Source organism: Oceanobacillus sp. FSL K6-2867, assembly GCF_037963145.1.
Lineage (GTDB): Bacteria > Bacillota > Bacilli > Bacillales > Amphibacillaceae > Oceanobacillus.
Genome location: NZ_CP150144.1, coordinates 424690 through 450396 on the forward strand (window position 1 = coordinate 424690; position 25707 = coordinate 450396).

Below are 25707 nucleotides of genomic sequence, written 5' to 3' on the forward strand. Positions count from 1 at the left end.
TTTAGCTGCAGGCATTTTTGATGTTTTTTCCTAATGACTTACACCACTGCGCTTATATCCCGTATTCGCCTTTACCTTCACTTCAGCGTAACGTTTCATATCCGTTTCCTTCGATAATATTGTTCCTATATACCCTCCAAGGAATCCAAGCGGCACCGATACAAGAGCCGGATTTGTCAGTGGAAAAATTGGTTCCCCTACAAATAATGCTGCACCTTCAACTGGTGAAAAAACACTTGGACTAATCGATACGAGAATCAACGCTGAGAATAACCCAGTTAACATTGCAGCAACTGCCCCCGCAGTATTGAATCTTTTCCAGTATACGGTGTAAAGAATAACCGGTAAGTTTGCACTTGCAGCAATACAAAAGGCAAGAGAAACAAGGAAAGCTACGTTTAAATACTGCGCAAATAATGCTAAGACAATTGAGAGAACGGATACAGCTAATGAGGCATAACGTGCAGCACGTACTTGCTCAGATTCCGTCGCTTTTCCTTTTTTAATAATTTGGCCATATAAATCATGTGCAAACGCCGATGCACCAGATAAGACAAGACCTGCAACAACAGCTAAAATGGTTGCAAAGGCGACAGCAGATATAAAAGCAAACAGGAAGTCGCCTCCGATTGCTTGTGCGAGTAATGGTGCTGCCATATTTCCACCCGAATTTGCTGCAATAATCGTATCATATCCAACAAAGGCTGCTGCCCCAAAGCCTAAGAATAATGTAAGTACATAGAAAATCCCAATCACCCAGGTTGCAATAACAACAGAACTTCTAGCTGTTTGCGCATCTCGTACAGTGAAAAACCGCATCAAAATGTGTGGCAATCCCGCTGTTCCTAGAACTAGCGCTAACATCAGTGAAATAGTACCAAGTGGCTCCGTATACTGTAAACCAGGCATTAAATATGCTTCGCCATGAGCTGTAACAGACTTAACATCCGTAAACATTTGACCAATATTAAAATTAAATTTAAGTAATACCAGAAATGCCATAACGACCATACCAGCCATTAGTAGAACAGCTTTAACGATTTGCACCCAGCTTGTCGCTATCATACCGCCAAATAACACGTAAATTGTCATCATAACACCTACAATAAGCACAGCAAGCCAGTAATCGATGCCAAATAATAGTTGAATCAGCGCTCCGGCACCAACGAGCTGTGCAATCATATAAAAGGTACTGATCGTAATTGTATTCAGTGCCGCTGCTCCCCGAACCTTCCTCGCATCAAAACGGGAATTAATCATATCTGCAAGTGTATACTTACCGAGATTACGCAATGGTTCAGCAACTAAGAATAGCACAACCAAATATGCAATTAAAAATCCGATACTGTAAAAAAATCCATCAAAACCAAAAAGTGCAATGGCACCCGCAATTCCCAGAAAAGATGCCGCTGATAAATAATCACCTGCAATTGCAAGACCGTTTTGCGTTCCTGTAAGCCCTCCTCCTGCAGTATAAAAATCACCAGCCGTCTGCGTCTTTCTGGCTGCGAAAAAAGTAATGACAAGTGTTAATAAAACAATTACAAGAAAAAGTATGATGACTGTAGGGCTCATTGACCATCTCCTCCTTGATCCATCTCTTTGATAATTTGATCTGCCTGCTTGTCAAAGGAGGCAGCTTTTTTCACATAAACCGTACATAAAACCCATGTCATTACAAATTGAGCTAAAGCAAACAGCCATACCCATGAAATATCACCAATCACTGGTGTATTCAAAAAGGTCGTATAAGAAGTCAATATTGGAAGAAGGAAGTAAAATACCAGGAAAAAGATTGTCAGTGGGACAATAAATTTCTTCCGATCGTGCATTAACTTCTTAAAGGATTTACTCTCGATTACTTGAACATAGTCTACCTCTTCTGTAACTTTTCGCTTAAGTTCTTTTTCTGCACCCATTTGCATCCTCCTTGAGTCTTTGAGACAGAATGTTTCTAATTTCCAAGCCTTAGAATACCTTCTCGCCCCTTAATATTCTCCCTATTCTTCCATCGTTGATAGGTCGCCCGTTGGCAAACCGAGGTCCCAAGCTTTTAATACTCGGCGCATAATTTTTCCACTTCTTGTTTTCGGTAAAAAGTCACGTATTTCAATCTCTCTTGGTGCTGCATGTGCTGCAAGCCCTTGCTTGATAAATAACCGAAGCTCCTCTTGCAATTCATCTGTTTTCGTATAACCATCCCTTAATGCAACAAATGCTTTGATAATTTCTCCACGTACCGGATCTGGCTTTCCAATTACCGCTGCTTCTGCAACCGCAGGATGCTCCACAAGCTTACTTTCGACCTCAAATGGACCTACACGTTCACCAGAAGTTTGGATGACATCATCATCCCTCCCTCCAAACCAGAAATAACCATCTTCATCCTTGGAAGCCAAGTCGCCTGATTCAAACCAACCATCAACCGGGAAGTATTGATTAAACCGCTCCTCGTTTTTCCAGACTGCACGAAGCATGGATGGCCACCCTGTCTTTACGCAAAGCTTGCCCATTTGCCCTGGAGGGAGCTCGTTTCCTTGATCATCCAGGATAGCAGCCTCAATACCTGGAAAGGCTTTACCCATCGATCCCGGCTTCATTTTCATGGATCGATAATTAGCAATAATAATACCGCCTGTTTCTGTCATCCACCAATGATCATGAATCCGCAGCTTGTAAACTTTCATTCCCCAATGAACAACCTCCGCATTTAATGGCTCACCAACACTTAATATATGGCGCAGTGAACTTAAATCATATTCTTCTGTGACATTATCACCTGCAGCCATGAGTCTTCGAAATGCTGTTGGTGCACTTAGCCACACATTCACACCATATTTCTCGATTGTTGTATACCAATCTTCTGGACTAAAACGACCACCTCGTATCAAATTTGATGCACCATTTAGCCATGGGCCAAAAATACCGTATGATGTACCTGTTACCCACCCGGGATCAGCTGTGCACCAATAAATATCGTCCTCCTGCAAATCCAGTACCCATTTAGCAGTTTGGTAATGTTGGATCATTGCATTATGAACATGTAAAATTCCTTTTGGCTTGCCTGTTGAACCAGAAGTATAATGCAAAATCATACCATCCTCACGATCTAGCCATTCAATATCAAAATCGTGAGATGCCTTATTCATTTCTGTTTCGAAGTTATAAAACATAACATCTTCCGTATTATCTGGCAGGTTCTCCTCACCGACCAAAATTATATGATTCAAATGAGCAAGCTCTTTATATGGTACACGTGGTAAAAGTTCCTTCGTTGTAATTAATGTTGTCGCATCACTATTTTCTAACCTATCTCGAACAGCCTGCTCCATAAATGCTTCAAACAGCGGTCCTACAATAGAACCATTTTTTAAAATCCCCAGCAAACTAATATAAAGCTCAGGTGACCGAGGCATGAATAAAAAGACCCGCTCACCTTTTTCTACTCCAATGGTTCGCAGTACATTCCCAAACTTGTTGGATAATAACTTTAAATCCCGGAATGTATACTTTTCATCCCGTTTTTGATCACTGTAATAAAGTGCAACTTTATTCTTTCTCCAGCTGTCTGCATGACGGTCAATTGCTTCATAGGCCATATTCACCTTACCAGTTTCATACCAGGAAAAGTTTTTCTCTACATCTTTCCAATTAAATTCCTCGTATGCCTGCTCATAATCTCGCATATTTACTTTCTCCTTAACGGCTGCAAACGTCTCATTCACTCCGCTATTCCTCCCTTTATACTTTTCCATAATCACTGTAAGCGCTTACCGGGATTATATAGGAAGATGAACATTTAAGTAAGGAAATTTGCTCCAATGGTTTATATTTGCGATTGAACTGTTTTAATTATGCGATTAATGGTTAATTTCCAAATAAATCGAAAAGTTGTTTCCTCGCAGCTCTGCTAACTGGAATTGTCGTCTGTTTTTTATCCTTTAATGTTACATTGCTCGTTCCATTAAACCATGGCGTAATTTCCTTTACATGATTCAAATTGACAAGGTAACTACGATGGGTTCGGAAAAAAGCATGGCCCTGCAGCTTCTTTTCAAGTTCTTGCAATGTCATCCTACTGTGGATTACTTTATCCTCCGTATGTATCTCTAACATCCGCTTAAATGGAACAGCATAATAAATGGCATCTGGAGACAAAACAACTGTCCGATCATTATCATCAATCAGTAATTTCGTCGCCTGCTGCATTCCATAATTTGTTAACTGCTGGCTATTGCTCTCTATTTGCTGCATGCGCTTACGGATACGATTCATCGTTGTTTGAAATCGTTCCGTATCATAAGGCTTTAGCATATAATCAATTGCTTCCAATTCAAATGCTTCTACCGCATACTCGTCGTATGCAGTTGTAAAAACGAATAAAGGAAGATTTCTGTATGCATGCTCCATTATCTTCTTAGCAGCATCTACACCATGCATCCCCGGCATATGGACATCAAGAAAGATAACATCTGGTTCATGCTCAACATACAGTTCTACCAGCTGCTCCCCTGTTTCTGCACTTGGCAGCAGCTTTACATCCTGTTCATTTTCCAATAGGTATAATAATTCTTCACGTGCCAGTTGTTCATCCTCAGCAATCATCGTGTGGATTTTCATATAGAACCTACCTTTCTGTATAAGGAATGGAAAAATATACTTCACTTCCGCCTCTCGGTAAATTACAAACATGTAAACGTGCTTCCTCACCAAGCAAATTAATTAAACGTTGATTTACATTATATAAACCAGTTCCATCATGCTGGTTTTCAGTCAACACAACATTTCCAGCCTGTGGTAAAATTTTTTCGGAGAATCCTTGCCCATTATCCCGAACAGTTATTTTCACTCGATCCCCTAATCGCTCCATCACTACATCAATTCTTCCACCCTCTGCAACACGCTCCAGTCCATGTCCTACACTATTTTCAACAAGCGGCTGGATTGATGACGGCGGAATAAGCAAATGAGAAATTCCGGCTGGCTGTGAGAAATTTATTTGTAATCGACTAGTAAAACGTGTCTGAATGATCGCTATATAGGCTTTTACATGCTCTGATTCTTTTTCCAATGCCACGAGATGATTGGAGACAAGCTTCAAATTAAATCGCATAAATTGCGCTAATTGAACAGTAATATGTCTTGCTTTTTCAGGGTCTTTACGAAACAATGCTGCAATCATATGCAATGTATTAAAGAGAAAATGTGGATTAATCTGTGCTTGTAAATTACTTAGCTCTGCATCACGAGTATGTAATTCAAGCCTCTCCGCTTTAATCGTTTTTAATTGATTTCCAATTAATTGACCAAGCCCCTCTGCAAGCATCAGCTCTACTGGGCGGATGTGCTGTGGCTTGCAGAAATATAATTTTATCAATCCAATTGTTTTACCCGTCTCCAAAATCGGGATGATGATGGCTGCTTCTAATGGACAATTTTTATTGAAACATTGGATTTCAGCTTGTGAATAAGCAACAAGTACTTGCTTTGTTTTCATTGCCTGATGTGATATTTGTGTTACTAACCGATTCCCAATTTGGTGGTGGTCACTTCCCAGCCCTTTATGTGCCATCACTTCCTTCTCATTTGTTACCGTGACAGCGGCTAATTTTAAGCGTGAATAAAGAAGATTTGCAATTCCCTCTGCTTTTTCCTGAAAAGAATCTTCCTTTAAAAATGGCAACGCTTCTTCTGCTATCGTCAATGCTTGCTTTGTTGCAATTGCCGCTTCATTTTCCTGTTCCCGCAGCACAACAGCAATCATTGCTGTAAAAATTGCTATGGCAATACTGTTCGATAATACAACCGGCAATCCGATTGTATTAACCAAAGCAACCATTTCCCGATTCTGTGAATCAAAAATAAGCAATAAATGCATGAGTAAAATGGGTGGAAAAATCCCGATAAACAGTGCTTTTAAGGGTGATATAACTCGTTCTTGCGAAAAAAAACGCGCCGTAAATCCAGCTAATAGTCCTGTAAGTGGATTCACAAGACTATTGGCAAGGAAACCAATTCCTCCAAGAAAGAACAAATGCGTGCCTGAAATGATTCCCGCTCCAAGTCCAACAAGTGGTCCTCCTAACAGACCTGCAATGACAATTGCAACCAGACTAGAGCTTACAACCATTTGATCATCCCCTACATCCCAAACAAACGCCTGTACCACCGTAAAGTCGCTTCCGATAATGACTCCTGTTAATGTCCCTGCAATCCCAAACAAACCAAACACACACGCATGAATGCCTGACATTTTGAAACTAAATTCACGATAAAGCAGGGACTTAAATCCAGGACTTCGTGTAAGAACGAAAGCAATAACCAATAATAAGCCTAAACGCTCGAATAATACGATTGTCAAATACATCATGGACGATCTCTCCTTGAATCAATACCCGTTTGAGCTTTCAAATAGAATGCATGAAATGAAACTGCATTTTCATGTCCTTTACGGGATAGCACTGTTCCAAGATATGCCCCTAAAAAACCGATTGGTATGGCGATAATCCCTGGGTTATAGAGTGGTATTAAAGCTTCCCTTGCAATCCATCCCCCATCCGAATTCATTACATGTGGTCCGACCAATAGCAATAATAAGGATGCTGTTAAACCGCAGGCCATTCCGGTAATTGCCCCAGTCTGATTAAATCGTCTCCAATAGATAGTTAATAAAAGTACTGGCAGATTACTAGATGCAGCAACAATAAATGTTAAAGAAACCAGAAACGTCACGTTCATATTTCTTAAGCCAAGTGCACATAACGTTGATAGCAAGCCAATAAAAAATGCAGTCCAACGAGCAGCTTGTACACGTTTTTTTTCCGTTGTATTCCCTTTTTTAAGAATATGAAAATAAATATCATGCGAGAAAGCAGTTGTAGCCGAAATAACTAAACCCGCTACAACGGCAACTATTGTTGTAAAGGCAATCGCTGCGATAAATGCCATTAGAAAGTCACCACCCAAGCTTTCCGCTAATAATGGTGCAGCCAAATTACCTGACGGATCAAGTAAAACCAAATCTTCAAACCCAACCAATGCAACAGCACCCAGCCCTAAAACGAGTGCAATCAAATAAAATATACCAATAATCCAGCTCGCAGTTAAAAGGGATTTACGCACTTCAACCGTATTACCGACAGTAAATAAGCGAATCAAAATATGTGGCAAACCAGCTGTTCCAAGAATTAAGGCAAGATGAAGCGAAACTGTCTCGATAGGGTTGTTAAATAGATGACCTGACAGAGAAAATTGATCTCCCAATGGAGAACCAACTGTTACCTGTTCAATGAGATTTGAAATACTCCAATTAAATCGGGATAGTACAATAAGTGCAAGCAAAAATGTTCCGGACAAAAGTAAAACCGTTTTGACAATCTGCACCCACGATGTTGCAAACATTCCACCAAATACCACATAAACTGTCATTAATAGTCCTATGATTAACACGGATGCAGAATAATTTATATTTAATAATAAACGAATTAGCAACCCTGCAGCTACTAATTGTGGAATCATATAAAGAACCGAAATAATTAAAGCTCCGACAGCCATCATCCCACGCATTTTATAACTGGGAAAGCGCGCGCAAATGACATCACCCAATGAATACTTTCCTAAGCGGTGGACAGGCTCAGCAATATAGAACAAAACAATTAAATAGGAAACTAAAAATCCAATTGCGTACAAAAAACCATCAAAACCATTAATCGCAATAGTACCAACAATTCCTAAAAAAGAAGCGGCGCTTATGTAATCCCCTGCAATTGCCATTCCATTTTGTGTCCCTGTTAAACTGCCAGCAGCAATATAGAATTGATTGGTCGTTTTGCTTTGTCTTGCCGCCCAATAGGTAATAATTAAGGTACAAACAACAATACAAAGAAAAAATAATAGATAGGTAATGTTCATTAACTCACCTTCAGCTTTTAAATATAGAATATGTTGAGGAGCTACATATTCTTGTTGTAGTTTTAGAAGCATATTATTTAAAATATGTAAAAATTATTTTAATTCTATATTTTTATTTTACTATAAATTTTATTGGATAGGAAATTAGAAGCAAAGATGGGGGACATAGAATACTTATTGCTTAAATGGCACAGTTGCTTACTTAAAAAGGTGCTATCAAGCAATAAAATCTCTTGATAACACCTTTTTCCTGTGGTATAGAAAACTATAAAATTTGAATGATGTGGATAACTTAGATGCCGGAGGAGCCACGTCCAGCTCCAGTTGTATTATGGTCGAAGTTCACTAGCCCTGATAGCTACCTTTTCTTTTCTTCTATACTGTGAACCATAGACTAGAATTATGATTGCGAGGCCAATTATGCTTGTCCATAGATTAGCATACATGGATAATGCTCCACTTACTACCAATAGTATCCGTTCCATAACCGTCGTTTTTGTTCTCAACCAGCCAATCGCTCCACCCGCTAAAGCAGTGACACCAATAATTGCTGTCAAAAATGCAAGTAGTACTTCTACAATATTTCCATCCATTAAAAGGGCTGATTCCAAGACGAACATGAATGGAACGACAAATCCAACAATGCCTAGCTTAACAGCCTCCAATCCTACTCGATTCGGGTTTGCATCGGCAATCCCCGCTGCGGCATAGGCTGCAACAGCCACTGGTGGAGTGATTGCTGAGAAAATGGAAAAGTAGACAATAAATAGGTGTGCAGCCAATACAGACACTCCCAATTCAATTAAGGCAGGCGCTGCAAGCATTGCTGTTAATATATAAGCAGCTGCAACAGGCATCCCCATACCTAATACAATACAAATAAGCATGACAAGAAGTAATGTCGGAAATAGCATTCCTTCTGTTAAACCGAGCACAATGCTCGTTACCTTTCCACCAAGTCCAGTTGACATAATACCAGCAATAATAAGCCCTGCGGCTGCACATGCTGTTGTAACTGGAATGGAAAAACGTGCACCGTCTACTAATGCACTACAAATCTTTTGCAAACCCATTCGTGTCTCTTTACGGAACCAACTAACAAGAATAACCGAAAGAATTCCATAGAACCCCGTTCGCGATGCACTGTATCCTAGTACTAAGAGAACGACTAGTACAAATAATGGGATAAAATAAAACCATCCTTCCTTGAGCACTTCGCTGACCTTGGGAATGGCTTCTTTTGCAGGTCTCGGTAAATCAAGGCGCATTGCCTCAAAATGCACCATTGCAAATAACGAAACGTAATACAGAATACCAGGAATTAACGCCGCAATTACAATTGATCCGTATGACATCTGTGTAACAGCTGCCATTAAAAATGCCGACGATCCCATAATAGGCGGCAAAATGCTTCCACCTGTCGAGGCAGCAGCCTCCACTGCAGCTGCAACAGCCGAAGTATAGCCTGATTTTTTACTAACCGGAATCGTGAAGTTACCAGTTGTGACAACATTTGCCGTTGGGCTCCCAGAGATGGAGCCAAAAAAGGCACTAGCAAGAATTGCCACTTTTGCAGATCCCCCTCGTGTTTTCCCAGCAATAGCTGTTGAAATCCGAAAGAAAAACTCACCTGCACCTGATTTTTGCAAAAATGCACCAAACAGCATAAACATAAACACAAATGAAGCAGCGACCGAAATTGGCGAACCCCAAAGTCCATTAAAGCTATATGTAAGTTTTTCAACAAACTCAACCGCAGACATTTCCCGGTGACCAAATAAACTCTCGAGATGATGACCCCACAGTGTATAAGCGAAGCCAATAAACACAAGAACAATAATTGGAAAACCAATCGTACGTCGTGTTGCTTCAATCGTTAACACGATAAACACGACTCCGAAAAAAATATCCCAACCCGTTAATGGATTCATAATTGGTATTCGAACTGCAATTCGTTCGGCATGGAAAGTGAAATAAATACCGGCACTAATAGCCAATATTCCAAAGCAATAGTCAATCAAGCCAGGCTTGTGTTTTCGAACTGCTTCCCTTTTTGAAAAGCCATAAAGCAAAAAGGTAAGTACAAGAATAAAAGCTAAATGGATTGCCATTTGATTGAGAGGATCTAGATTTCCAAAGATTACAGACCAAATTTGATATATAGACAATCCAAAGGCAAACAATATAAAAAGTTTCATTGGTTGCTCTGAAAGATTACGCTTGTAACCTTCTACAAACCACCTTTTCAATTTTGCTTTCATGTTCACAATGCAATGACTCCTTTCGAAATAAAAAGGAAAACTTAAGTAACCATTTTTTACAAATTAAGCTACTAGGTGAGTCCCTTAATCGAATACAAAATATGTTACGGAAGCAATCCTTTCTCCCGGAAAAATTTTTCTGCTCCTGGATGCAGGGGCACATTACCGACCTTCATGATATTATCTGCTGATAGATTATAAAATTCCTTGTGCACCGTTCTTAGATAGTCAAAATTTTCATAGATTGCTTTAGTTATCTGATAGACTTCTTCCTCTGGAACCTCTTTATTGGCGATAAGAATCGCCGGTGTGCTGACGGTCGCTATGTCTTCCTGTAAAAAGGAATATGCCGAAGCATTAATCGTTCCAGCATCCATTCCAAGTTTTTCGGATACGCGTTCAATCACATGTTCATCTAATTCAAGCAATTTCAAACGCATCAGCGCAGATGCTTCCATAATATCACTTGAAGGTGCTGACACCGCATCTCCACTAGCGTCAATTCGATTATCGGCCATCATTTCAAATGTTTTTGACCCAGATAAATAATCAACTGATCCTCCCCAAGCAATAATGTCATCATAGGAGATTCCATATGCTTGTAAAACTTTGCGAGTAATGATTTCACCAGCCGCTCCTTTTTGATCCACAGCCAATCGAATTGGAGCTTTAAGCTCAATCAGCTCTTCAAAGGAATTATAGGGTACATCCGCAGCTATAATAAATTGATAGTAATTTGCTGGAATCACAACACTTACAGCACGAATATCTTCATATGGCTGATCGTATGGCTCTTCCCCACTGTATGCCGCGTAAGAAGTCATTGCATAAGATAATCCATACGGGACAATTCCTGTTGCAACAGCTAATGGATTTTCCACAATCCCCCCCGGTTCTACAGTAATAATAGCTCCTTCATTTTCCCTGCGAATCGACTCAGCGATTCCTTCAGCAAAAACAGACCAAGCACCACCAACTCTTCCACCAACAATTGTTGTGTGAAAAGACTCTTCCGATTGAACCGCATCATTTGCTTCTTGTTCGTTATCTTTTTCACATGCAGTTAAAAAAATAAACCCTAAAATGATTGCAACAACAATTTTTTTGTTCATCAAATGGCCTCCTGTTGCCGGCTTTATTTTTTACTTCCCTCGTTCACCTGCAAACTAATATCCAATGCTTGAACAGAATGTGTCAGTGCGCCTAACGATATGTATTGCACCCCAGTATTTGCATACGCTGCCAGATTAGAAAGCGTAATTCCGCCAGATGCTTCCGTTATGATAGAATCAGGTACAAGTTCGACATATTCTCTTACTTCCTCTGGATTGCGATTATCGAACATAATGACATCTGCTCCAGCACCTACCGCTTCCAGGACCTCCTTTTTATTCTCTGTTTCCACTTCAATCTTTACCATATGACCAAGTACAGCACGTGCTTTTTCAACAGCTTCTGTGATTGATCCACAATAGGAAATATGATTATCTTTAATCATCACACCGTCATATAATCCATTTCGGTGATTCTTCCCTCCTCCAGAAGTAACTGCATATTTATCAAACATTCTTAGTCCGGGCAATGTTTTTCTTGTGTCACAAATGCTGATCGATGTGTCATTCAGGGCTTCTATACAATGGTTTGTCACCGTAGCAATCCCGCTCATCCGCTGCAGTAAATTTAAAATGACGCGCTCCCCAGTAAGTATGGAACGGACAGAACCATAAACTTCCGCAATCGCAGTTTGGGCCGCCACTTTATCGCCGTCATTAAAATAAAGCTTTATTTCCATTTCAGGGTCCAGCAAATGATAAGCTTCCTTAATAATAGAAAGTCCAGAAAGAACTCCAGCTTCTTTAAGGATAAACACACCTTTTCCCAATTGATTCTTTGGAAAAATAGAATCACTCGTTAAATCTTGATCACCGATATCTTCATTTAAAAATTCTTCAAGTGCGTTTTTTAGTTTAATAGAATTCATCATAGTTTACTCCTTCAGTTGTTGTTTTATTTGTGATTATTTTCACATTAAATACAATAGAATGCGCTTACTTATAAGTCTGTCATCCCCCTATGTCTTTACAATAGTGATGAATCAAGATTCAATAGTCATCTGTCTTGACATCTATATTTACATAGAATTAATATATTATCAAGTACAAATTAATAAAAAGCTTTTTTATTTGAACTATAAAACAATGTGTTACATGTAAATGTACAAGGAGGGCAATAAATGGAGCAGCAGAGAAAAATGCCTTCAGCAAAAAGACAGCAGCTTATCATACAAAAGCTAAAAGAATCGGCGCGGCCTATAAGCGGCAAGGATTTCGCCAAACTTACCAACGTATCCAGACAAGTGATTGTTCAGGATGTATCGATATTAAAGGCAAAAAATGAACCTATTATTGCAACAAGCCAAGGCTATATTTATCTCAGTGAGCATTTAAATAATCAAAAGCAGCAAATTATTGCATGCAAGCATGATGCTGGCCAAACCAAAGAAGAGCTATACTTGATTGTTGATCATGGGGTGACAATCAGAGACGTTATTGTTGAACATCCTGTTTATGGAGAAATCACTGCCTCCATTCGGGTTGGCAGCAGAAAAGAAGCTGACACATTTATTACAAAGATACAGACTACAGACGCGTCGTACCTATCTGCGCTAACTAATGGGATTCACTTGCATACCCTTGAGTCCGATTCGCTGCTTAAAATTGAAGCAGCGTGCAGGGATTTAAGAAAAGCTGGCATTCTCGTTTAAATTGTTTTGGGTAAATCATGTTTGAAATTGAGCTATAACGGTTACAGGAATGTATATATAGAAAGAAATAACATTCTAGTTTGTCAGCGAGGTGATAACATGTCCAATCAAGACAAAGAAAAACGAAGCGATGATTCACTAGAGCAAAAACAAAAAATCAATGATCCAAATCAAGATATCGAACCACAACGCGAAACAAATCCAAAACCACAGGAAAGCAATAGAGAGTAAGGCGAGAAACCAGCCTTACTCTCTTATTTCATTTTATTTATTTTTACTCAATTGATCGACCGCAAGAATTGCTGTAGCAACATCATCGGCAGAAATATCGGTGGAAAGGTTCCCCATTGTTTCGCCCTCTTGTGTAGCCGCTTCTCCGACTCTTCGCAAATCTTCATAAGAAACTTCTTCTAAATGCATTTCTTTTAATGTTGTCGGTAATCCAAGCGCACGATAAAAATCAATATATTTAACTATTTCATCTTGTGAATGCAATTCTAATAGGAGCTGTGTTAATGTACCATATGCTACCTTCTCGCCATGTGTCAGATGGTGAATATCACCTTCAAGCACAGTAAAACCATTGTGAATGGCATGCGCACCCGCTAGTCCACCACTTTCAAAACCAAGACCGGATAATAATGTATTTGCCTCTACAACAGCTTCCACATGTTTGGTTACAAGTCCTTTTTGCACTGCTTTATAAGCTGCCTGTCCATAAGCAAATAATGTTTTTTCACATGCTTCCGCTATTGCCTGTGCAGCGATACTAGTCTTGCCGCCAGCCATTGCATCACCATTGCTTTTAATTGTCGCTCTTGCTTCCACCCATGTTGCCATCGCATCTGCAATCCCTGAAGCGAAAAGTCGTGGTGGTGCACCTGCAACTACTTTTGTATCGACAAGTACCAATTCTGGATTTTTATCATAGAACTTATAGGATTCAAACACACCTTTATCACTATAAATTACAGATAACGCACTAGTTGGTGCATCGGTTGATGCTGTTGTAGGGACAATCACAACACTGAGTTCTAGGCCGTCAGCAACTGCCTTTGCTGTATCGAGTGTTTTTCCTCCTCCAACTCCAATGACATTATCAACTGCTTCGTTTTTCCCTTCATTTACAATTCTTTCTACTTCATTCAGTGAAGCCTCCCCATTAAACTCTACATAATGATAATCAACACTGTCTGCCTTCAAGCTCTCTTCAATTGTTGATCCTGTAATCTTCCAAACCGTTTCATCCGAAAGAATTAAAGGCTTTTTTCCTATTGACTTAACATGCTTACCAATATCTTTTAATGCATCTTTTCCTTGAATATACTTGCTAGGTGAAGTAAAAATAATATTTGTCATGTTGTCGTTATCGCTCCTTTTATGCAGCTATCTATATTGTGCCATTCCTGTTAAATATTATTTATAAGTGCGCACAAGAACCTCTATTCCCTGTACTCCCCTTTTTCAAACGTACGTCTGCTAGTTAATAGGTATTCGCCAAAATTCAGCAAAGTCAAGTTCCTTTAGGATAGTCGTACAAGCAAAATTGCATCTAAGTAATAAAATAAATTAGAAAGCGCGGCATTCATGAAGGTAGTTTAAGAAATAGCTTTTTTGTATATCTCAAGTGCAAGCCTCCCTGGACGGATGCCTTCTTTTCATATTAACCGTACTTAAAACTATATAAGGAGGTAACCTTTATGTATAATGACTATTTCTATATTGCGGAATTAACAGGCTCACAACAGTCACCGCCAGTTCACACATATGCTGATGGTACAGCACTGTTTCATGTGAGCAAAAATAAAAATGAGATTCGTTATCGACTTGCTGCAACGAATCTAACAAATATGACACAGGCACATATTCATGTCGGACGCAGAAATATTAATGGACCCGTTATCGCTTTTTTATCCAATAAAGTTGCTAGCCCCGGGGAAAAAGAAGCTATTTTAGAAGGGTTTCTAACAGCGGATGATTTAACCGGACCACTTAAAGATAAATCGATATCAGATTTAGTTGATCTTATGAACGCAGGAAAAGCATATGTCAGTATCCAAACTAAATCCTATCCGGATGGAGAAATCAGGGGTAAAATCACACAAAACTAAATACTACCTTAAGCTGATTTTTATCAGCTTTTTATTTTTCACAGAAAATTTACCAGTTGAGAAGTTATATGTTACATAAAAAATGATGGGAGTGATTAACGTAGAATTCCAGAATAATACGCGCGCAATTTCAATATTCCAATAAGAAAAGACTCCATTTTACAAAAACTGATCAAAATGGAGTCTTTTTCAGCATCTTTATGGTTTTTTCTTAGACGTTCATCAGCTAATCAAAGCAAGCCTTCTTGCTCATATAAATAAGCATATGGAATATCTAAAAATACGTACAGCTTTTCGGAAATTGGAAATGAATAGGTTCTGATTCGTTCATCTCTTTCAATATCTGTGTACAAGTCAGATAGGAGCCCTTTCTTTTCTACATTCATTCGCATAACATTTTCAAAAAAATATGGGCGCCAGCTCCAGTTTTTATTCTTGCCTTCATATTGCAGTTCCCACTCACCTGCAATATTTTTCTCTGCATTTGAAGACAGCTGTATTCCATCTGCATTGCAAATATATACACGGAAAACGAAACTAGTACAGGCCTTGCCAATTTTAAGAATAATATCATCATAGGACGCATTAGATTTTATCGATGGCAGCATTATTTTAAATTGTTCATTAATCCAATTGGTTAATTCAAGCTGTGCTTTGATTTTTTTTCGTTCAAATAATACAAAGCGCTGAAAGTCTGATTTAATCTTCTCTTGTGATGAATTCGCTGCAACAAAATGAGGTTGTGCCTGCTTTAGATAACTTCCCTGGTAATAATGTCCACCATGGCGCCAAGCATAGTTTAATTGACTGTATGTACTGATACCCTTAAATAAAAGTGCCGCTCCGATTTTGCGGGAAAGCATGGATAGCGAATGATGAACATCACCATAAAGCTGCGGCATTAAATTGTCTTCTAAAAAACCAGCATCTGCCTTTACAATGTTTGGCTCTAACTGAACTAAACGTTCTAAGCTAGCATTTCGTTGTTCAACATCAATTGCGATACGAATTCCTAACGTTTTCATATATTTGATTAGTTTTCTTAAATCATTGCTTTGTTCAGTAATCGAAGCTTCCTTTATTTCAATAATAATTTTATTCAAATCCATCCCCTTGCCGGCATGGGATTGTAAAAGGGTTAACAGTGACTCCCCACCATCCTTCATTAATAATCTTGCATTATAATAAAATGTCAGATTCATTGACTGATCATTTTCCATAAAGGTATTTAATGCCTTTTGTTGAATATTATGATTCAGCTCAAGGTGAAAATCTTCAGGGATTGAACTGTCATCAAAAAACCAGTCCAATTGCTTTAAATTACCGCTTTCTTCCTGAAATAAAGGCAGTACTTCATAACCAGCAATTAATTGCGTATCCGCACTGATAACCGGCTGATAATACGGTACAACCTGCTTCAAATTTAACATCACCTCTAATGGATCCAATCCAATCACCTCCGTTTGACACCTGCTGATTCCAGCTTCTCGTTTTAATGCTGATTTTGCTATTGAACTTCAATGGGATACTATGAGTATACTCCATAATTGATTTTTTCTTAACTAGCAAATTCAATTTACTTTTTTGCAATTGAATGAAATAATAGATATATTAATCCTATAAGTTTGATAAGATTTAGGGACAAATTTCATTGTACAGGAGGTTTACCATGAAACTTACCACATTAAATACTGCAGCAGAACGAATGAAACTATTAAAAAAAACAGTTGAACCCTTTAAAGACCGCGCTCAGCAGCATGATGAGCACGGATCATTTCCTTATGAAAATTTTGAAGACTTAAGAGCAATTGATTATCCTGCTTTAACAGTGCCAAAACAATTTGGCGGATTGGAAATAACGCTGACCGAAATGCTGCAGCATCAAGAAATCATTGCCCAGGCTGATGGCTCAACAGCACTTTCAATTGGCTGGCATATGGGCATTGTCAAGCATCTCGGTGAAAATGAACGTTGGCCTGAAGGGCGCTACGCATCTGTTGCCAACGATGTCGTTAAACATGGCGCATTATTAAATAATGCCGCTTCCGAGCCAGCAACCGGAAGCCCAACGCGCGGCGGCAAACCGGAAACCTTGGCAACGAAATCAACGGGTGGCTGGATTGTAAATGGAAGAAAAACCTTCACAACACTCTCACCCATTCTCGATTATTTTATCGTCAGTGCTTCCATTGATGGTGAAGATCAAATTGGGAATTTCCTGATAAAACGTGATAAACAAGGTGTGCGTGTTGATGAAACATGGGATTCAATCGCGATGCGCGGAAGTGGAAGCCATGATTTAGTATTAGAAAACGTTCATGTAGATGCTGATGACCTTGTGGAACGAATCAAATCAGGTCGAAAAAAGCCCGCTGGATGGCTATTACATATTCCTGCATGCTATCTTGGAATAGCACGGGCCGCACAAGCTCATGCAAATGAGTTTGCAACAACCTACTCACCCAACAGCATTCAAGGGACCATCTCTGACTTACCGAATGTTAAGCAAAAGTTAGGCGAAATGGAGCTTGCAATATTAGAATCGAAGCATTTCCTTTATTCTGTTGCAAGAAAATGGGATGAAAGTGATGATACGATTCGCCAAAAGATGGGATCTGAGCTTGGTGCAGTTAAAATATCCGTCGTCAATAAAGCTATCCATATTGTCGATTTGGCAATGCGCATTGTTGGAGCGCGCAGCTTATCAAAGCAAAGCCCATTACAGCGCTATTACCGTGATGTGCGCGCAGGACTCCATAACCCACCGATGGATGATATGACGATTATGCAGTTGAGTGGAAGATAACGGTTTTACTCACTTTAAGAAAATAAAAGTGCACCTAATCATAGTAATTACGTGCACTTTCCCTTCAATTCTTTTGAAAGCTTAAGAGCTTTGCAACTAATTGCTGACAAACCTCATTATGCTGATTGAATGTTTTACTTTCTACGAACAAAAGAGCTTGATTCGGTTTTGATTTAGAAGGTTTGATCTCTTTTATAGTGCTCTTTACGTATAATACATCATTTGGGCGAGTAGGACGAGGCCATTTAATTTCTCCTCCAGCTCCAATCACACCATGTGCAAACGGTAAACTTTCTGTCAATAGTCGCATCGTAACCGCTGCAGTATGCCAGCCGCTCGCAGCTAACCCTTTAAAAAAGGTATGCTCTGCTAGATTTTCATCACTATGAAAATCCTGTGGGTCAAACTCCCGCGCGAATGCTTTTATTTTATTTGCATTTAATTCATATGTTTCACTGATAAACACGTCTCCTACTTTTAAATCTTCGAGATAAAGAATTTGATTAGCCAATATAAGTACCTCCTTTAAGGGCCTATTATCATTATATTTAGTCTTAACTTTTACTTACGGATTCTTAAAAGGTGTTCAGAGCGATATCCAGAATAAAACTCTACTGTACACGCTTCCAAATGAGCTTTTGATTTGGATTCAAGCCGTTGCGAATTCTAAGAATACCCGCTTCAATTGAAACAATTCGTGGTTGCTGTTGTCCAAGCCAAGTAGGATTCATACTCACTTCCATATGATGGATTAATGTATTCCTGTCCTCATTCACTTCGTATTTCCCTGCATATGCCATGTAACCATACGCAGCTTCAGCCATTTCTTCCTTTGTTCCTTTATGTGAATCACCAGATGCATAAGCCGGACGCCCTTGTCGCATTAGTTGTGCAGACATATATCCTTCTGGATGATACATGAGAAACCCAGTTGCATTTTCACCCAAAGGATACTCAATATACCCTGCACTATCTTGAGATTGGTAAGAAACAAGTGACCATACCCCTATTATTTGTTCCTTTAACATCATAAACAGTCTCCTTTTTTAAAATTTAATATATGTATATACATATATTAAGCGAAAATAAAAAACTGATATCCTCTTTTAAATTGATGTATATACATATATAATGGTATTAATAATTATATTATCTGTCAAGAATTAATTTTCAATCAATTAATCAGTATGGAAGGGGATCTACTTTATGCAAAATCTGGACAGTGAACTGGATTTTATTATTCAGTCATGTGCTTGTGCCAACATTCGAAAAGCAGCGCGAATTGTAACACAGGTTTACGAAAGGGAAATGGCAGAGATCGGCTTAAAATCCACGCAATACTATATGCTAGTTAATATCGCGCGCTATCGTAAAATTTCCATTAGCAAGTTAGGAGATATCATGCTGCTTGACCAATCTACTGTTACTCGTAATGTAAACCTCCTCAAAAATGATGGCTATGTAAATATCACAAGAATGATAAATGATTCAAGAACAAAGTCGGTTTCAATAACTGAAGTAGGTCTTAGCAAAATAGAAGAAGCAACTCCAATTTGGTTAAAATTGCAAAACAATGTAGAACATGATTTAGGTAAGGAAACATATCAAGATCTATTAGAGAAGCTCCAAAAATTACAGCAATCTATTGGTTAAATTAGATTATGCCAGCATTAAGCAGGGACTAACCTGAGTGGTTAACCCTGCTTTTGCATTCACTCCGAAAATCACTTCTCTGGCATGCGCTTGAATATCAATAAAAAAAGCATAAACAGTCCTAAATAGCCAAATAATGGATAGAGAACAGTCAGTAATTTTCCATAGCCTGCCTGACTAATAATAAAAATAACAAACAGTATAATTAATACTGCATACTGATATCGCAGGCCCAATGCCGCTTTTAATTGTCTTGTGATTCCAAAAACATTCCCAGCAACGGTATTAAAAATCTCTCCAAAAATTACGATCAGAAAAAAGACATGGATCATACTGCCAAATAATTTAACGATCTCTGCCATCGGGATATCATAATTAAATGTCGCAGGAAAAGCGGATAAAGAAAAATGACTCATGATTAATATAAAAAATAGACCAAGCCCGCCAATAAAACCGCCCCATTTTAAAATTCGCTCATCGCGAATTTCATTTCCTAACGGCACAAGTACAACGAGTGCTGTCATTAAATTAAACGAAGAATAGGTAAAAGGTGATATAATCCATTCCCAGCTCTGTGTTTGAATGCTTGCCATCACTTGTCCAATTAAACCATCTGTTCTTCCACTGAATATGGATACAAATACAAACAAACTAAATAAAATCATTATTGGAACAATATAGGAATTAATTGCAAGAATACCTTTCATGCCTTTTAACACAACGAGATAACAAAGTATTATTGTTACCATTATTCCCAATTGAAAAGAAAGCCCAAGCTGCTCGCGGAAAACAGCTCCAGCCCCTGAAAGCATAACAGAAGTGACACAAATGACGACAATAAACATAAATAAGTTAACGACTTTGCCACCTTTTTCCCCAAACAAATATATATTTAATTCTTGATACGAATATGCCCCTATTCGTGCGGATATAATCATAATTTTTGTCCCGATTATAATAAATAAAAAACCCGTTATAACGATACCTATAGCTCCAAATGTACCGTGCACACTAAAAAACGCAACAATTTCCTTTCCCGTTGCAAATCCCGCTCCAACAACTGTTCCAATATATGTTGCAGCTACTAACAAAATCGAAAAAACCTGATTTGCCAACGCATCACCCCCGTTTTATGTATATGATAGGAATTCTGATAATAGACGAGCATGTCAAATTGCTATGAGATTTCTTGACACTATACTAACCAGCGGTTAAACGGCTGTGTTGGCAATCATAATATGTGTTTAGTGAAATTATTTCTCCTTATTGCCTTTCCCAGGGTGTTCCAACAAATGAAAGGACCGTTAGTGAAATTCCTATAGGCTCAAACGAAAAATAAAGAGTTTCTCATGCAAAAACGGAAATACTACTAGGAAACAACCATACAAAAAGGAGACCCGAAAATGGCAGCTTTCGAGCAATATCGTATGGAAAGAGATAGTATTGGCGAGGTTAAGGTACCTTTCACAGCATATTACGGGGCACAGACACAGCGTGCAAAGGAAAATTTTCAAATTAGTGGAATACGGCTTCCCAGATCTTTTATCCGCGCCCAAGGAATTATAAAAGCTTCTGCAGCAAAAACAAATATGGAACTAGGAATGCTGACCAAATCAATTGGAGAAGCCATTATAGAAGCAGCGGAAGAAGTAATTCAGGGGAAATGGGACAATCACTTCGTTGTGGATGTATACCAAGCAGGAGCAGGAACGTCGCAAAATATGAACATAAATGAAATTATTGCTCACCGAGCATCTGAACTATTAGATGGAACACTCGAATCTCATCGTGTACACCCAAACGATCATGTCAATATGTCCCAATCAACAAATGATACTTTTCATTCCGCACTTCATATTGCAGCGATTGAAAAAATAAATCAACGGCTCCTCCCTTCTCTTTTACTGCTGCAACAGGAGTTACAGAGAAAATCAGTAGAATTTATGCCTGTTATGAAATCTGGGCGGACACATCTTCATGACGCCATCCCGATTCGAATGGGACAGGAATTCTCTGGCTATGCCGAAACCATTCATGCTGTTTTTAAACAAATCGAAAAGACAGCTGACAGTTTATATGAACTCGGTTTAGGCGGAAATGCAATTGGAACAAAGATTGATTTGCACCCAGACTATATCTCTAAAGTTATTAAAGAAGTTTCAGAACGGACGAGTTTGGATTTTCGCGAACCAGCAAATCTCTTCGAATTCATGCAAAATATGGGTGCACCAATCCGAACGATGATGACATTAAAGGAACTTTCCATTCATTTAATTAAAATAACGAGTGATTTGCGCTTACTGGCTTCTGGTCCGAGAACCGGTTTAGCGGAGATTACACTACCTTCCGTTCAACCAGGTTCAACCATTATGCCAGGTAAAGTAAATCCAGCAATATTGGAAATGACACATATGGTTTCCTGTCAGGTCATTGGTTATGAGACAGCTGTTTCTACAGCAGGTATCGCTGGTCAATTAGAAATTAATGTGATGATGCCACTAATTGCACACACTCTTCTTGAATCCATTGAATTACTTTCCAATACTGTAGAAACACTTAAAGCGAAATGTATTAGCGGGATTCAAGCAAATGAAGAAATATGCAAGCATTGGATGAAGAAAAGTTTATCTTTAGTTACCGCTCTAAGCCCAATTATGGGCTACGACCGCGCTGCACAAATTGGTAAGGAAGCAGACGATAAAAATATAACCATTCGAGAAGTACTTGAGCAGCAAGGACTATTTACGCCTGAAATTGAAAAAGCGTTAGATCCTAATAGAATGATGTAATCAAAAGCAAAACCCCTAACTGCTTTTAAGCCTTGTTAGGGGTTGCTCTTTTTCTATTTTAAATTAAGCAATCGTATCTCCAGCATTTACATGTCCGTTTTCCGGAAGCTTTATTGCTTGCCCTTCTGGAACACTTGTAAATACAACCGGGGTCACAATAGATTTTGCCTTTATGCCAATAACTTCAAGATCAGCTTTTAATAAGGCTTGTCCAGTTTCAACAATATCCCCTTCGCCAACTAATGTTTCAAATCCTTCACCATGCAGGTTCACCGTATCAAGACCAACATGCACCAAAATTTCTTTTCCACCATCGGATAAAATCCCGATTGCATGCTTCGTTGGGAATACAGTCATGATTTTTCCGTTTACTGGTGAAACAACAACTCCGTCTTCCGGAACAATCGCAAAACCATCCCCCATCATTTTTCCGGAAAAGACTTCATCCGGTACTTCTGTGATAGAAATGATTTCACCTTTCATTGGTGAGACAATTGTTTCATCGAAGCCAGTATTTACAGCTGCCTCACTAGCTTTATTTTCTTCGACTTTTACAGGACGTGGTGTTTTTCCTGATATAATATCCTGCATTTGACTTTTAATGATATCAGATCGTGGTCCAAATATTGCTTGAATATTATCACCTACTTCAAGTACACCAGCAGCTCCTAACTTTTTCAGTTTACCTTTATCAACATTCGCTACACTGCCTACAGAGACACGCAAACGCGTAATACATGCATCTAAATGCGTAATGTTGTCTTGTCCGCCCATCGCTTCCAATACATTATAAGCAAGTTCACCAGCATCTGCTGCTTCACTTTCGTCCTGCTCCTCAACCTTTTCACGACCTGGAGTCATTAGGTTGAATTTTTTAATGAAGAAACGGAATAAGACGTAATAAATAACCGCAAACACAAGACCAGCTAATATCGCAAGCCACCATGGCTCTTGTCCAGGTAAAATACCGAATAACGCAAAATCAATGGCCCCACCTGAGAACGTATAACCAATATTAACACCTAAAAATGTCATGAGCACAAATGATAAACCGTCCAAAAATGCATGCAGCACGAATAACAGTGGTGATACAAACATAAATGAAAATTCAAGTGGTTCGGTAATACCAGTTAAGAATGATGTTAATGCACCAGATGCAAGGAGCCCTGCGACTAACTTTTTGCGCTCTGGCCTTGCAGCATGATACATAGCAAGTGCAGCTGCCGGCAGTCCGAACATCATAATCGGGAATTCTCCAGCCATGAAATTACCTGCAGTGATTTCCACGCCATCTCTTAACTGCGCAAAGAAAATCGTCATGTCACCACGGACAATTTCTCCTGCCGCTGTTGTATATGCGCCAAACTCATACCAGAATGGTGCATGGAAAATATGGTGCAATCCAAATGGAATTAATAAACGTTTAATAAATCCAAAGAAAAATACCGCTAAATAGGTGCCTTCTTCAATTAACCAGTAAGATGCGGCGTTCATTGCCTCTTGTACAGGCGGCCAAATGAATAAAAGCACTAGACCTGCAACAAAAGATACTGCCGCTGTCATAATTGGTACAAATCGTTTCCCTGCAAAGAATCCAAGGAATGAAGGCATTTCAATATCATGATAGCGATTATAACAAAATGCCGCGATTAGCCCGACTACAATACCTCCAAATACTCCTGTTTGCAGCGTTGGTATACCTAGCACTGCCGCAAAACCTGGATCGCTTTCAATCATTTCCGGTGTAACCGTCAACCATGATCCCATTACTTGATTCAACACAAGGTATCCAACAAGCGCCGCAAGAGCAGCCGCTCCATCACCAGCTAGTCCAATGGCAACTCCAACCGCAAAAATAAGTGCGAGGTTCGCAAATATAATATTCCCTGCATCTTCCATTACTAAAGCGACTAATTGAATCCAATCCGCATTTAGAAATGGAAGATAGTTAAGCATCGTTTCCTGCTGGATAGCATTTCCTATCCCAAGCAAAAGACCTGCAGCTGGCAGCAATGCTACCGGCAGCATTAACGCTTTACCGACTTTTTGCAATACACCAAAAGCCTTTTTAAACATTGACATCTTCCTCCATTTTTTTACTATCCAACAAACACTTTTAAAGAACAAAAAAGACATGAGCAGAGAAACACGATAAACGAATGGCAAGGAACTTGTAACCCTTGTCATTTATTCATGTGATTATCTCAACTCATGCCTGATCGAATCAGTAACACGTAAGATTGTACTAGTCTATTTTATTGTTTAACCGCTGGAGATGCATCGTTAAGTAAACAACTTCTCCATCGTACACAGAAGTATTTAGTGTTTGTTGCATAATTTTAATTAGCTTCCATGAAAGATTATAGCACACAGGATACTCCGTTTTCAAGAGGTTTGCAATCTTTTCTGGTTCATCAATAAACTCTCTGTTAATTATTCGTTCAATTGTATAACGCAAATGCCTTACTAAACGAAGGTAATGAATGCTTTCTCTATCAATCTGTATTTCTAATTGGTCTTCAATCACATTAATCAGTTTCGTCACAAGCTGAGAATATTTATTTAAATCAGCAATTGCTTTATCTGTAATTGCACTATGAATATGTAATGCAATAAAACCAATTTCCCCTTCTGGCAGTTCAAGCTGCAGCGATTGATTAATATAATCAACAACATCAGCGGCAATTTCATATTCTGCAGGATAAAGCGCTTTTGTTTCCTTTAAAAATGGGTTTTTAATTGCCACTCCTTTTAGCAGGCGGGTAATTGCAAATGCGATATGGTCTGTAAATGCAACATGCACCTTTTCGTGTAAGGGTGTATTTGATCTAGCCTGTATAATATTAATCGATTCAATAATCGTCTTTAATACCGCTTCATCTACTTGAGGCAAAAGTTTAATATAATTCGCCTGTTCCTTTTCATTTCTTAACACAAAAAGCTTTTCAATCGCATCCTCTGTAATCGTATCATTCTTTTTCCGATTAAAACCGATACCTTTACCAATTAAAACTACTTCCTGCCCCTCGTCATCACTTGCAATCAACACATTGTTATTCAATGCCTTTTTTACTGTATATAAGACCAAGGCCATTCTCTCCTCTTCCTAAGAGCTTCTATCTATATTACTGAATCCGCGTTCCTCAATTGTTTAATATAGCACAACAGGAAAGGAGTTTCACTATTTATCCTATAGATACGGAGATTTCTTCCAAATCGAATTGGAGCATCTGCTGATTGATCGCACAAGATAAACAGCACCACGTCCAGGAATACAGCATCACCCCTTTAGCATGATTACAAACAACTGGGGTAATGTTAGCTGAGCAGCCGCCAATAAACAAGCAAGCTCAGTAACAATACGAGCACCACAGTTCTTTAAACAAGAAAAATCTATGACAGGGCACCAGCA

General features: G+C 38.9%; 22 protein-coding genes. 6 read left to right on the forward strand and 16 right to left on the reverse strand.

What is annotated here, in order from left to right; all coding sequences use genetic code 11:
• Positions 1-30 precede the first annotated feature (30 nt).
• The 9 genes from NSQ77_RS01935 to nadC all read right to left on the reverse strand — a co-directional run bounded on the left by NSQ77_RS01935 (position 31) and on the right by nadC (position 12153).
• The gene (locus NSQ77_RS01935; protein ID WP_339228537.1) at positions 31-1575 is read right to left on the reverse strand and encodes a sodium/solute symporter; all 1545 of its coding nucleotides are present in this window, start codon (positions 1573-1575) and stop codon (positions 31-33) included.
• Positions 1572-1919 (reverse strand): DUF485 domain-containing protein, encoded by a 348-nt coding sequence (locus tag NSQ77_RS01940; RefSeq protein WP_339228538.1) that lies wholly within the window; start codon positions 1917-1919, stop codon positions 1572-1574. The genes NSQ77_RS01935 and NSQ77_RS01940 overlap by 4 nt, the downstream gene beginning before the upstream one ends.
• Positions 1920-2000: 81 nt before the next feature.
• Positions 2001-3725 (reverse strand): acetate--CoA ligase, encoded by a 1725-nt coding sequence (gene acsA, locus NSQ77_RS01945; RefSeq protein WP_339228539.1) that lies wholly within the window; start codon positions 3723-3725, stop codon positions 2001-2003.
• 142 nt (positions 3726-3867) lie between these two features.
• Complete coding sequence (locus tag NSQ77_RS01950; protein WP_339228540.1) at positions 3868-4620, reverse strand: LytTR family DNA-binding domain-containing protein; 753 nt, start codon at positions 4618-4620, stop codon at positions 3868-3870.
• A 7-nt stretch (positions 4621-4627) separates the two neighbouring features.
• Complete coding sequence (locus NSQ77_RS01955; RefSeq protein ID WP_339228541.1) at positions 4628-6370, reverse strand: LytS/YhcK type 5TM receptor domain-containing protein; 1743 nt, start codon at positions 6368-6370, stop codon at positions 4628-4630.
• Complete coding sequence (locus tag NSQ77_RS01960) at positions 6367-7911, reverse strand: cation acetate symporter (RefSeq protein ID WP_339228542.1); 1545 nt, start codon at positions 7909-7911, stop codon at positions 6367-6369. The genes NSQ77_RS01955 and NSQ77_RS01960 overlap by 4 nt, the downstream gene beginning before the upstream one ends.
• Before the next feature lie 329 nt (positions 7912-8240).
• On the reverse strand, positions 8241-10172 hold the full coding sequence (locus tag NSQ77_RS01965; RefSeq protein ID WP_339230918.1) for a TRAP transporter fused permease subunit: 1932 nt from the start codon (positions 10170-10172) through the stop codon (positions 8241-8243).
• Positions 10173-10276: 104 nt separating this feature from the next.
• A complete protein-coding gene (locus tag NSQ77_RS01970; RefSeq protein ID WP_339228543.1) occupies positions 10277-11284 on the reverse strand; it encodes a TAXI family TRAP transporter solute-binding subunit in 1008 nt (335 codons plus the stop codon).
• A gap of 23 nt (positions 11285-11307) precedes the next feature.
• Positions 11308-12153, reverse strand: a complete 846-nt coding sequence (gene nadC / locus NSQ77_RS01975) for a carboxylating nicotinate-nucleotide diphosphorylase (protein ID WP_339228544.1) — start codon at positions 12151-12153, stop codon at positions 11308-11310.
• Positions 12154-12405: 252 nt separating this feature from the next.
• Here nadC and NSQ77_RS01980 point away from each other — a divergent pair, with 252 nt between their 5' ends.
• Both NSQ77_RS01980 and NSQ77_RS01985 read left to right on the forward strand, forming a co-directional pair.
• Positions 12406-12936 carry a transcription repressor NadR gene (locus NSQ77_RS01980; protein WP_339228545.1) on the forward strand — a complete coding sequence of 177 codons (531 nt, stop codon included), beginning with the start codon at positions 12406-12408 and terminating at the stop codon, positions 12934-12936.
• Positions 12937-13035: 99 nt separating this feature from the next.
• The gene (locus NSQ77_RS01985; protein ID WP_339228546.1) at positions 13036-13167 is read left to right on the forward strand and encodes a hypothetical protein; all 132 of its coding nucleotides are present in this window, start codon (positions 13036-13038) and stop codon (positions 13165-13167) included.
• A gap of 33 nt (positions 13168-13200) precedes the next feature.
• Here the strand turns inward: NSQ77_RS01985 and NSQ77_RS01990 are convergent, their stop codons facing one another.
• A complete protein-coding gene (locus tag NSQ77_RS01990) occupies positions 13201-14295 on the reverse strand; it encodes a glycerol dehydrogenase (RefSeq protein ID WP_339228547.1) in 1095 nt (364 codons plus the stop codon).
• Between the two features lie 341 nt (positions 14296-14636).
• On the opposite strand from NSQ77_RS01990, the gene NSQ77_RS01995 reads away from it, so the two are divergent.
• On the forward strand, positions 14637-15047 hold the full coding sequence (locus NSQ77_RS01995) for a CHRD domain-containing protein (RefSeq protein ID WP_339228548.1): 411 nt from the start codon (positions 14637-14639) through the stop codon (positions 15045-15047).
• Positions 15048-15277: 230 nt separating this feature from the next.
• Here NSQ77_RS01995 and NSQ77_RS02000 read toward each other — a convergent pair whose 3' ends face one another.
• Complete coding sequence (locus NSQ77_RS02000; protein ID WP_339228549.1) at positions 15278-16495, reverse strand: EAL-associated domain-containing protein; 1218 nt, start codon at positions 16493-16495, stop codon at positions 15278-15280.
• 221 nt (positions 16496-16716) lie between these two features.
• Here NSQ77_RS02000 and NSQ77_RS02005 point away from each other — a divergent pair, with 221 nt between their 5' ends.
• Positions 16717-17853 carry an acyl-CoA dehydrogenase family protein gene (locus tag NSQ77_RS02005; protein WP_339228550.1) on the forward strand — a complete coding sequence of 379 codons (1137 nt, stop codon included), beginning with the start codon at positions 16717-16719 and terminating at the stop codon, positions 17851-17853.
• 64 nt (positions 17854-17917) lie between these two features.
• Here the strand turns inward: NSQ77_RS02005 and NSQ77_RS02010 are convergent, their stop codons facing one another.
• Together NSQ77_RS02010 and NSQ77_RS02015 are read right to left on the reverse strand one after the other, a co-directional pair.
• Positions 17918-18364 (reverse strand): MaoC family dehydratase, encoded by a 447-nt coding sequence (locus tag NSQ77_RS02010; protein WP_339228551.1) that lies wholly within the window; start codon positions 18362-18364, stop codon positions 17918-17920.
• 100 nt (positions 18365-18464) lie between these two features.
• Positions 18465-18881, reverse strand: a complete 417-nt coding sequence (locus NSQ77_RS02015) for a lipocalin-like domain-containing protein (RefSeq protein ID WP_339228552.1) — start codon at positions 18879-18881, stop codon at positions 18465-18467.
• 178 nt (positions 18882-19059) lie between these two features.
• On the opposite strand from NSQ77_RS02015, the gene NSQ77_RS02020 reads away from it, so the two are divergent.
• The gene (locus tag NSQ77_RS02020) at positions 19060-19506 is read left to right on the forward strand and encodes a MarR family winged helix-turn-helix transcriptional regulator (protein ID WP_339228553.1); all 447 of its coding nucleotides are present in this window, start codon (positions 19060-19062) and stop codon (positions 19504-19506) included.
• Between the two features lie 71 nt (positions 19507-19577).
• Here NSQ77_RS02020 and NSQ77_RS02025 read toward each other — a convergent pair whose 3' ends face one another.
• Complete coding sequence (locus NSQ77_RS02025; RefSeq protein WP_339228554.1) at positions 19578-20621, reverse strand: hypothetical protein; 1044 nt, start codon at positions 20619-20621, stop codon at positions 19578-19580.
• Between the two features lie 288 nt (positions 20622-20909).
• Between NSQ77_RS02025 and NSQ77_RS02030 the strand changes: the two genes are divergently transcribed.
• Positions 20910-22295: an aspartate ammonia-lyase gene (locus NSQ77_RS02030; protein ID WP_339228555.1), complete on the forward strand. Its 1386-nt coding sequence runs from the start codon at positions 20910-20912 to the stop codon at positions 22293-22295.
• 63 nt (positions 22296-22358) lie between these two features.
• Here the strand turns inward: NSQ77_RS02030 and ptsG are convergent, their stop codons facing one another.
• Together ptsG and NSQ77_RS02040 are read right to left on the reverse strand one after the other, a co-directional pair.
• A complete protein-coding gene (gene ptsG, locus NSQ77_RS02035) occupies positions 22359-24371 on the reverse strand; it encodes a glucose-specific PTS transporter subunit IIBC (protein ID WP_339228556.1) in 2013 nt (670 codons plus the stop codon).
• A 169-nt stretch (positions 24372-24540) separates the two neighbouring features.
• Positions 24541-25383: a PRD domain-containing protein gene (locus NSQ77_RS02040; protein WP_339228557.1), complete on the reverse strand. Its 843-nt coding sequence runs from the start codon at positions 25381-25383 to the stop codon at positions 24541-24543.
• Positions 25384-25707: the final 324 nt, after the last annotated feature.

Excerpts from the sequence above, each read along its gene's own strand:
- NSQ77_RS01970 (WP_339228543.1), bottom strand. The coding sequence starts at position 11,284 with ATGAACAAAAAAATTGTTGTTGCAATCATTTTAGGGTTTATTTTTTTA.
- NSQ77_RS01995 (WP_339228548.1), top strand. The coding sequence starts at position 14,637 with ATGTATAATGACTATTTCTATATTGCGGAATTAACAGGCTCACAACAG.
- ptsG (WP_339228556.1), bottom strand. The coding sequence starts at position 24,371 with ATGTTTAAAAAGGCTTTTGGTGTATTGCAAAAAGTCGGTAAAGCGTTA.
- NSQ77_RS01965 (WP_339230918.1), bottom strand. The coding sequence starts at position 10,172 with ATGAAAGCAAAATTGAAAAGGTGGTTTGTAGAAGGTTACAAGCGTAAT.
- NSQ77_RS01935 (WP_339228537.1), bottom strand. The coding sequence starts at position 1,575 with ATGAGCCCTACAGTCATCATACTTTTTCTTGTAATTGTTTTATTAACA.
- NSQ77_RS01960 (WP_339228542.1), bottom strand. The coding sequence starts at position 7,911 with ATGAACATTACCTATCTATTATTTTTTCTTTGTATTGTTGTTTGTACC.
- NSQ77_RS02015 (WP_339228552.1), bottom strand. The coding sequence starts at position 18,881 with ATGTTAAAGGAACAAATAATAGGGGTATGGTCACTTGTTTCTTACCAA.
- NSQ77_RS01980 (WP_339228545.1), top strand. The coding sequence starts at position 12,406 with ATGGAGCAGCAGAGAAAAATGCCTTCAGCAAAAAGACAGCAGCTTATC.
- NSQ77_RS01950 (WP_339228540.1), bottom strand. The coding sequence starts at position 4,620 with ATGAAAATCCACACGATGATTGCTGAGGATGAACAACTGGCACGTGAA.
- NSQ77_RS01940 (WP_339228538.1), bottom strand. The coding sequence starts at position 1,919 with ATGGGTGCAGAAAAAGAACTTAAGCGAAAAGTTACAGAAGAGGTAGAC.
- NSQ77_RS01985 (WP_339228546.1), top strand. The coding sequence starts at position 13,036 with ATGTCCAATCAAGACAAAGAAAAACGAAGCGATGATTCACTAGAGCAA.
- NSQ77_RS01990 (WP_339228547.1), bottom strand. The coding sequence starts at position 14,295 with ATGACAAATATTATTTTTACTTCACCTAGCAAGTATATTCAAGGAAAA.
- NSQ77_RS02020 (WP_339228553.1), top strand. The coding sequence starts at position 19,060 with ATGCAAAATCTGGACAGTGAACTGGATTTTATTATTCAGTCATGTGCT.
- NSQ77_RS02005 (WP_339228550.1), top strand. The coding sequence starts at position 16,717 with ATGAAACTTACCACATTAAATACTGCAGCAGAACGAATGAAACTATTA.
- NSQ77_RS02030 (WP_339228555.1), top strand. The coding sequence starts at position 20,910 with ATGGCAGCTTTCGAGCAATATCGTATGGAAAGAGATAGTATTGGCGAG.
- nadC (WP_339228544.1), bottom strand. The coding sequence starts at position 12,153 with ATGAATTCTATTAAACTAAAAAACGCACTTGAAGAATTTTTAAATGAA.
- NSQ77_RS01955 (WP_339228541.1), bottom strand. The coding sequence starts at position 6,370 with ATGATGTATTTGACAATCGTATTATTCGAGCGTTTAGGCTTATTATTG.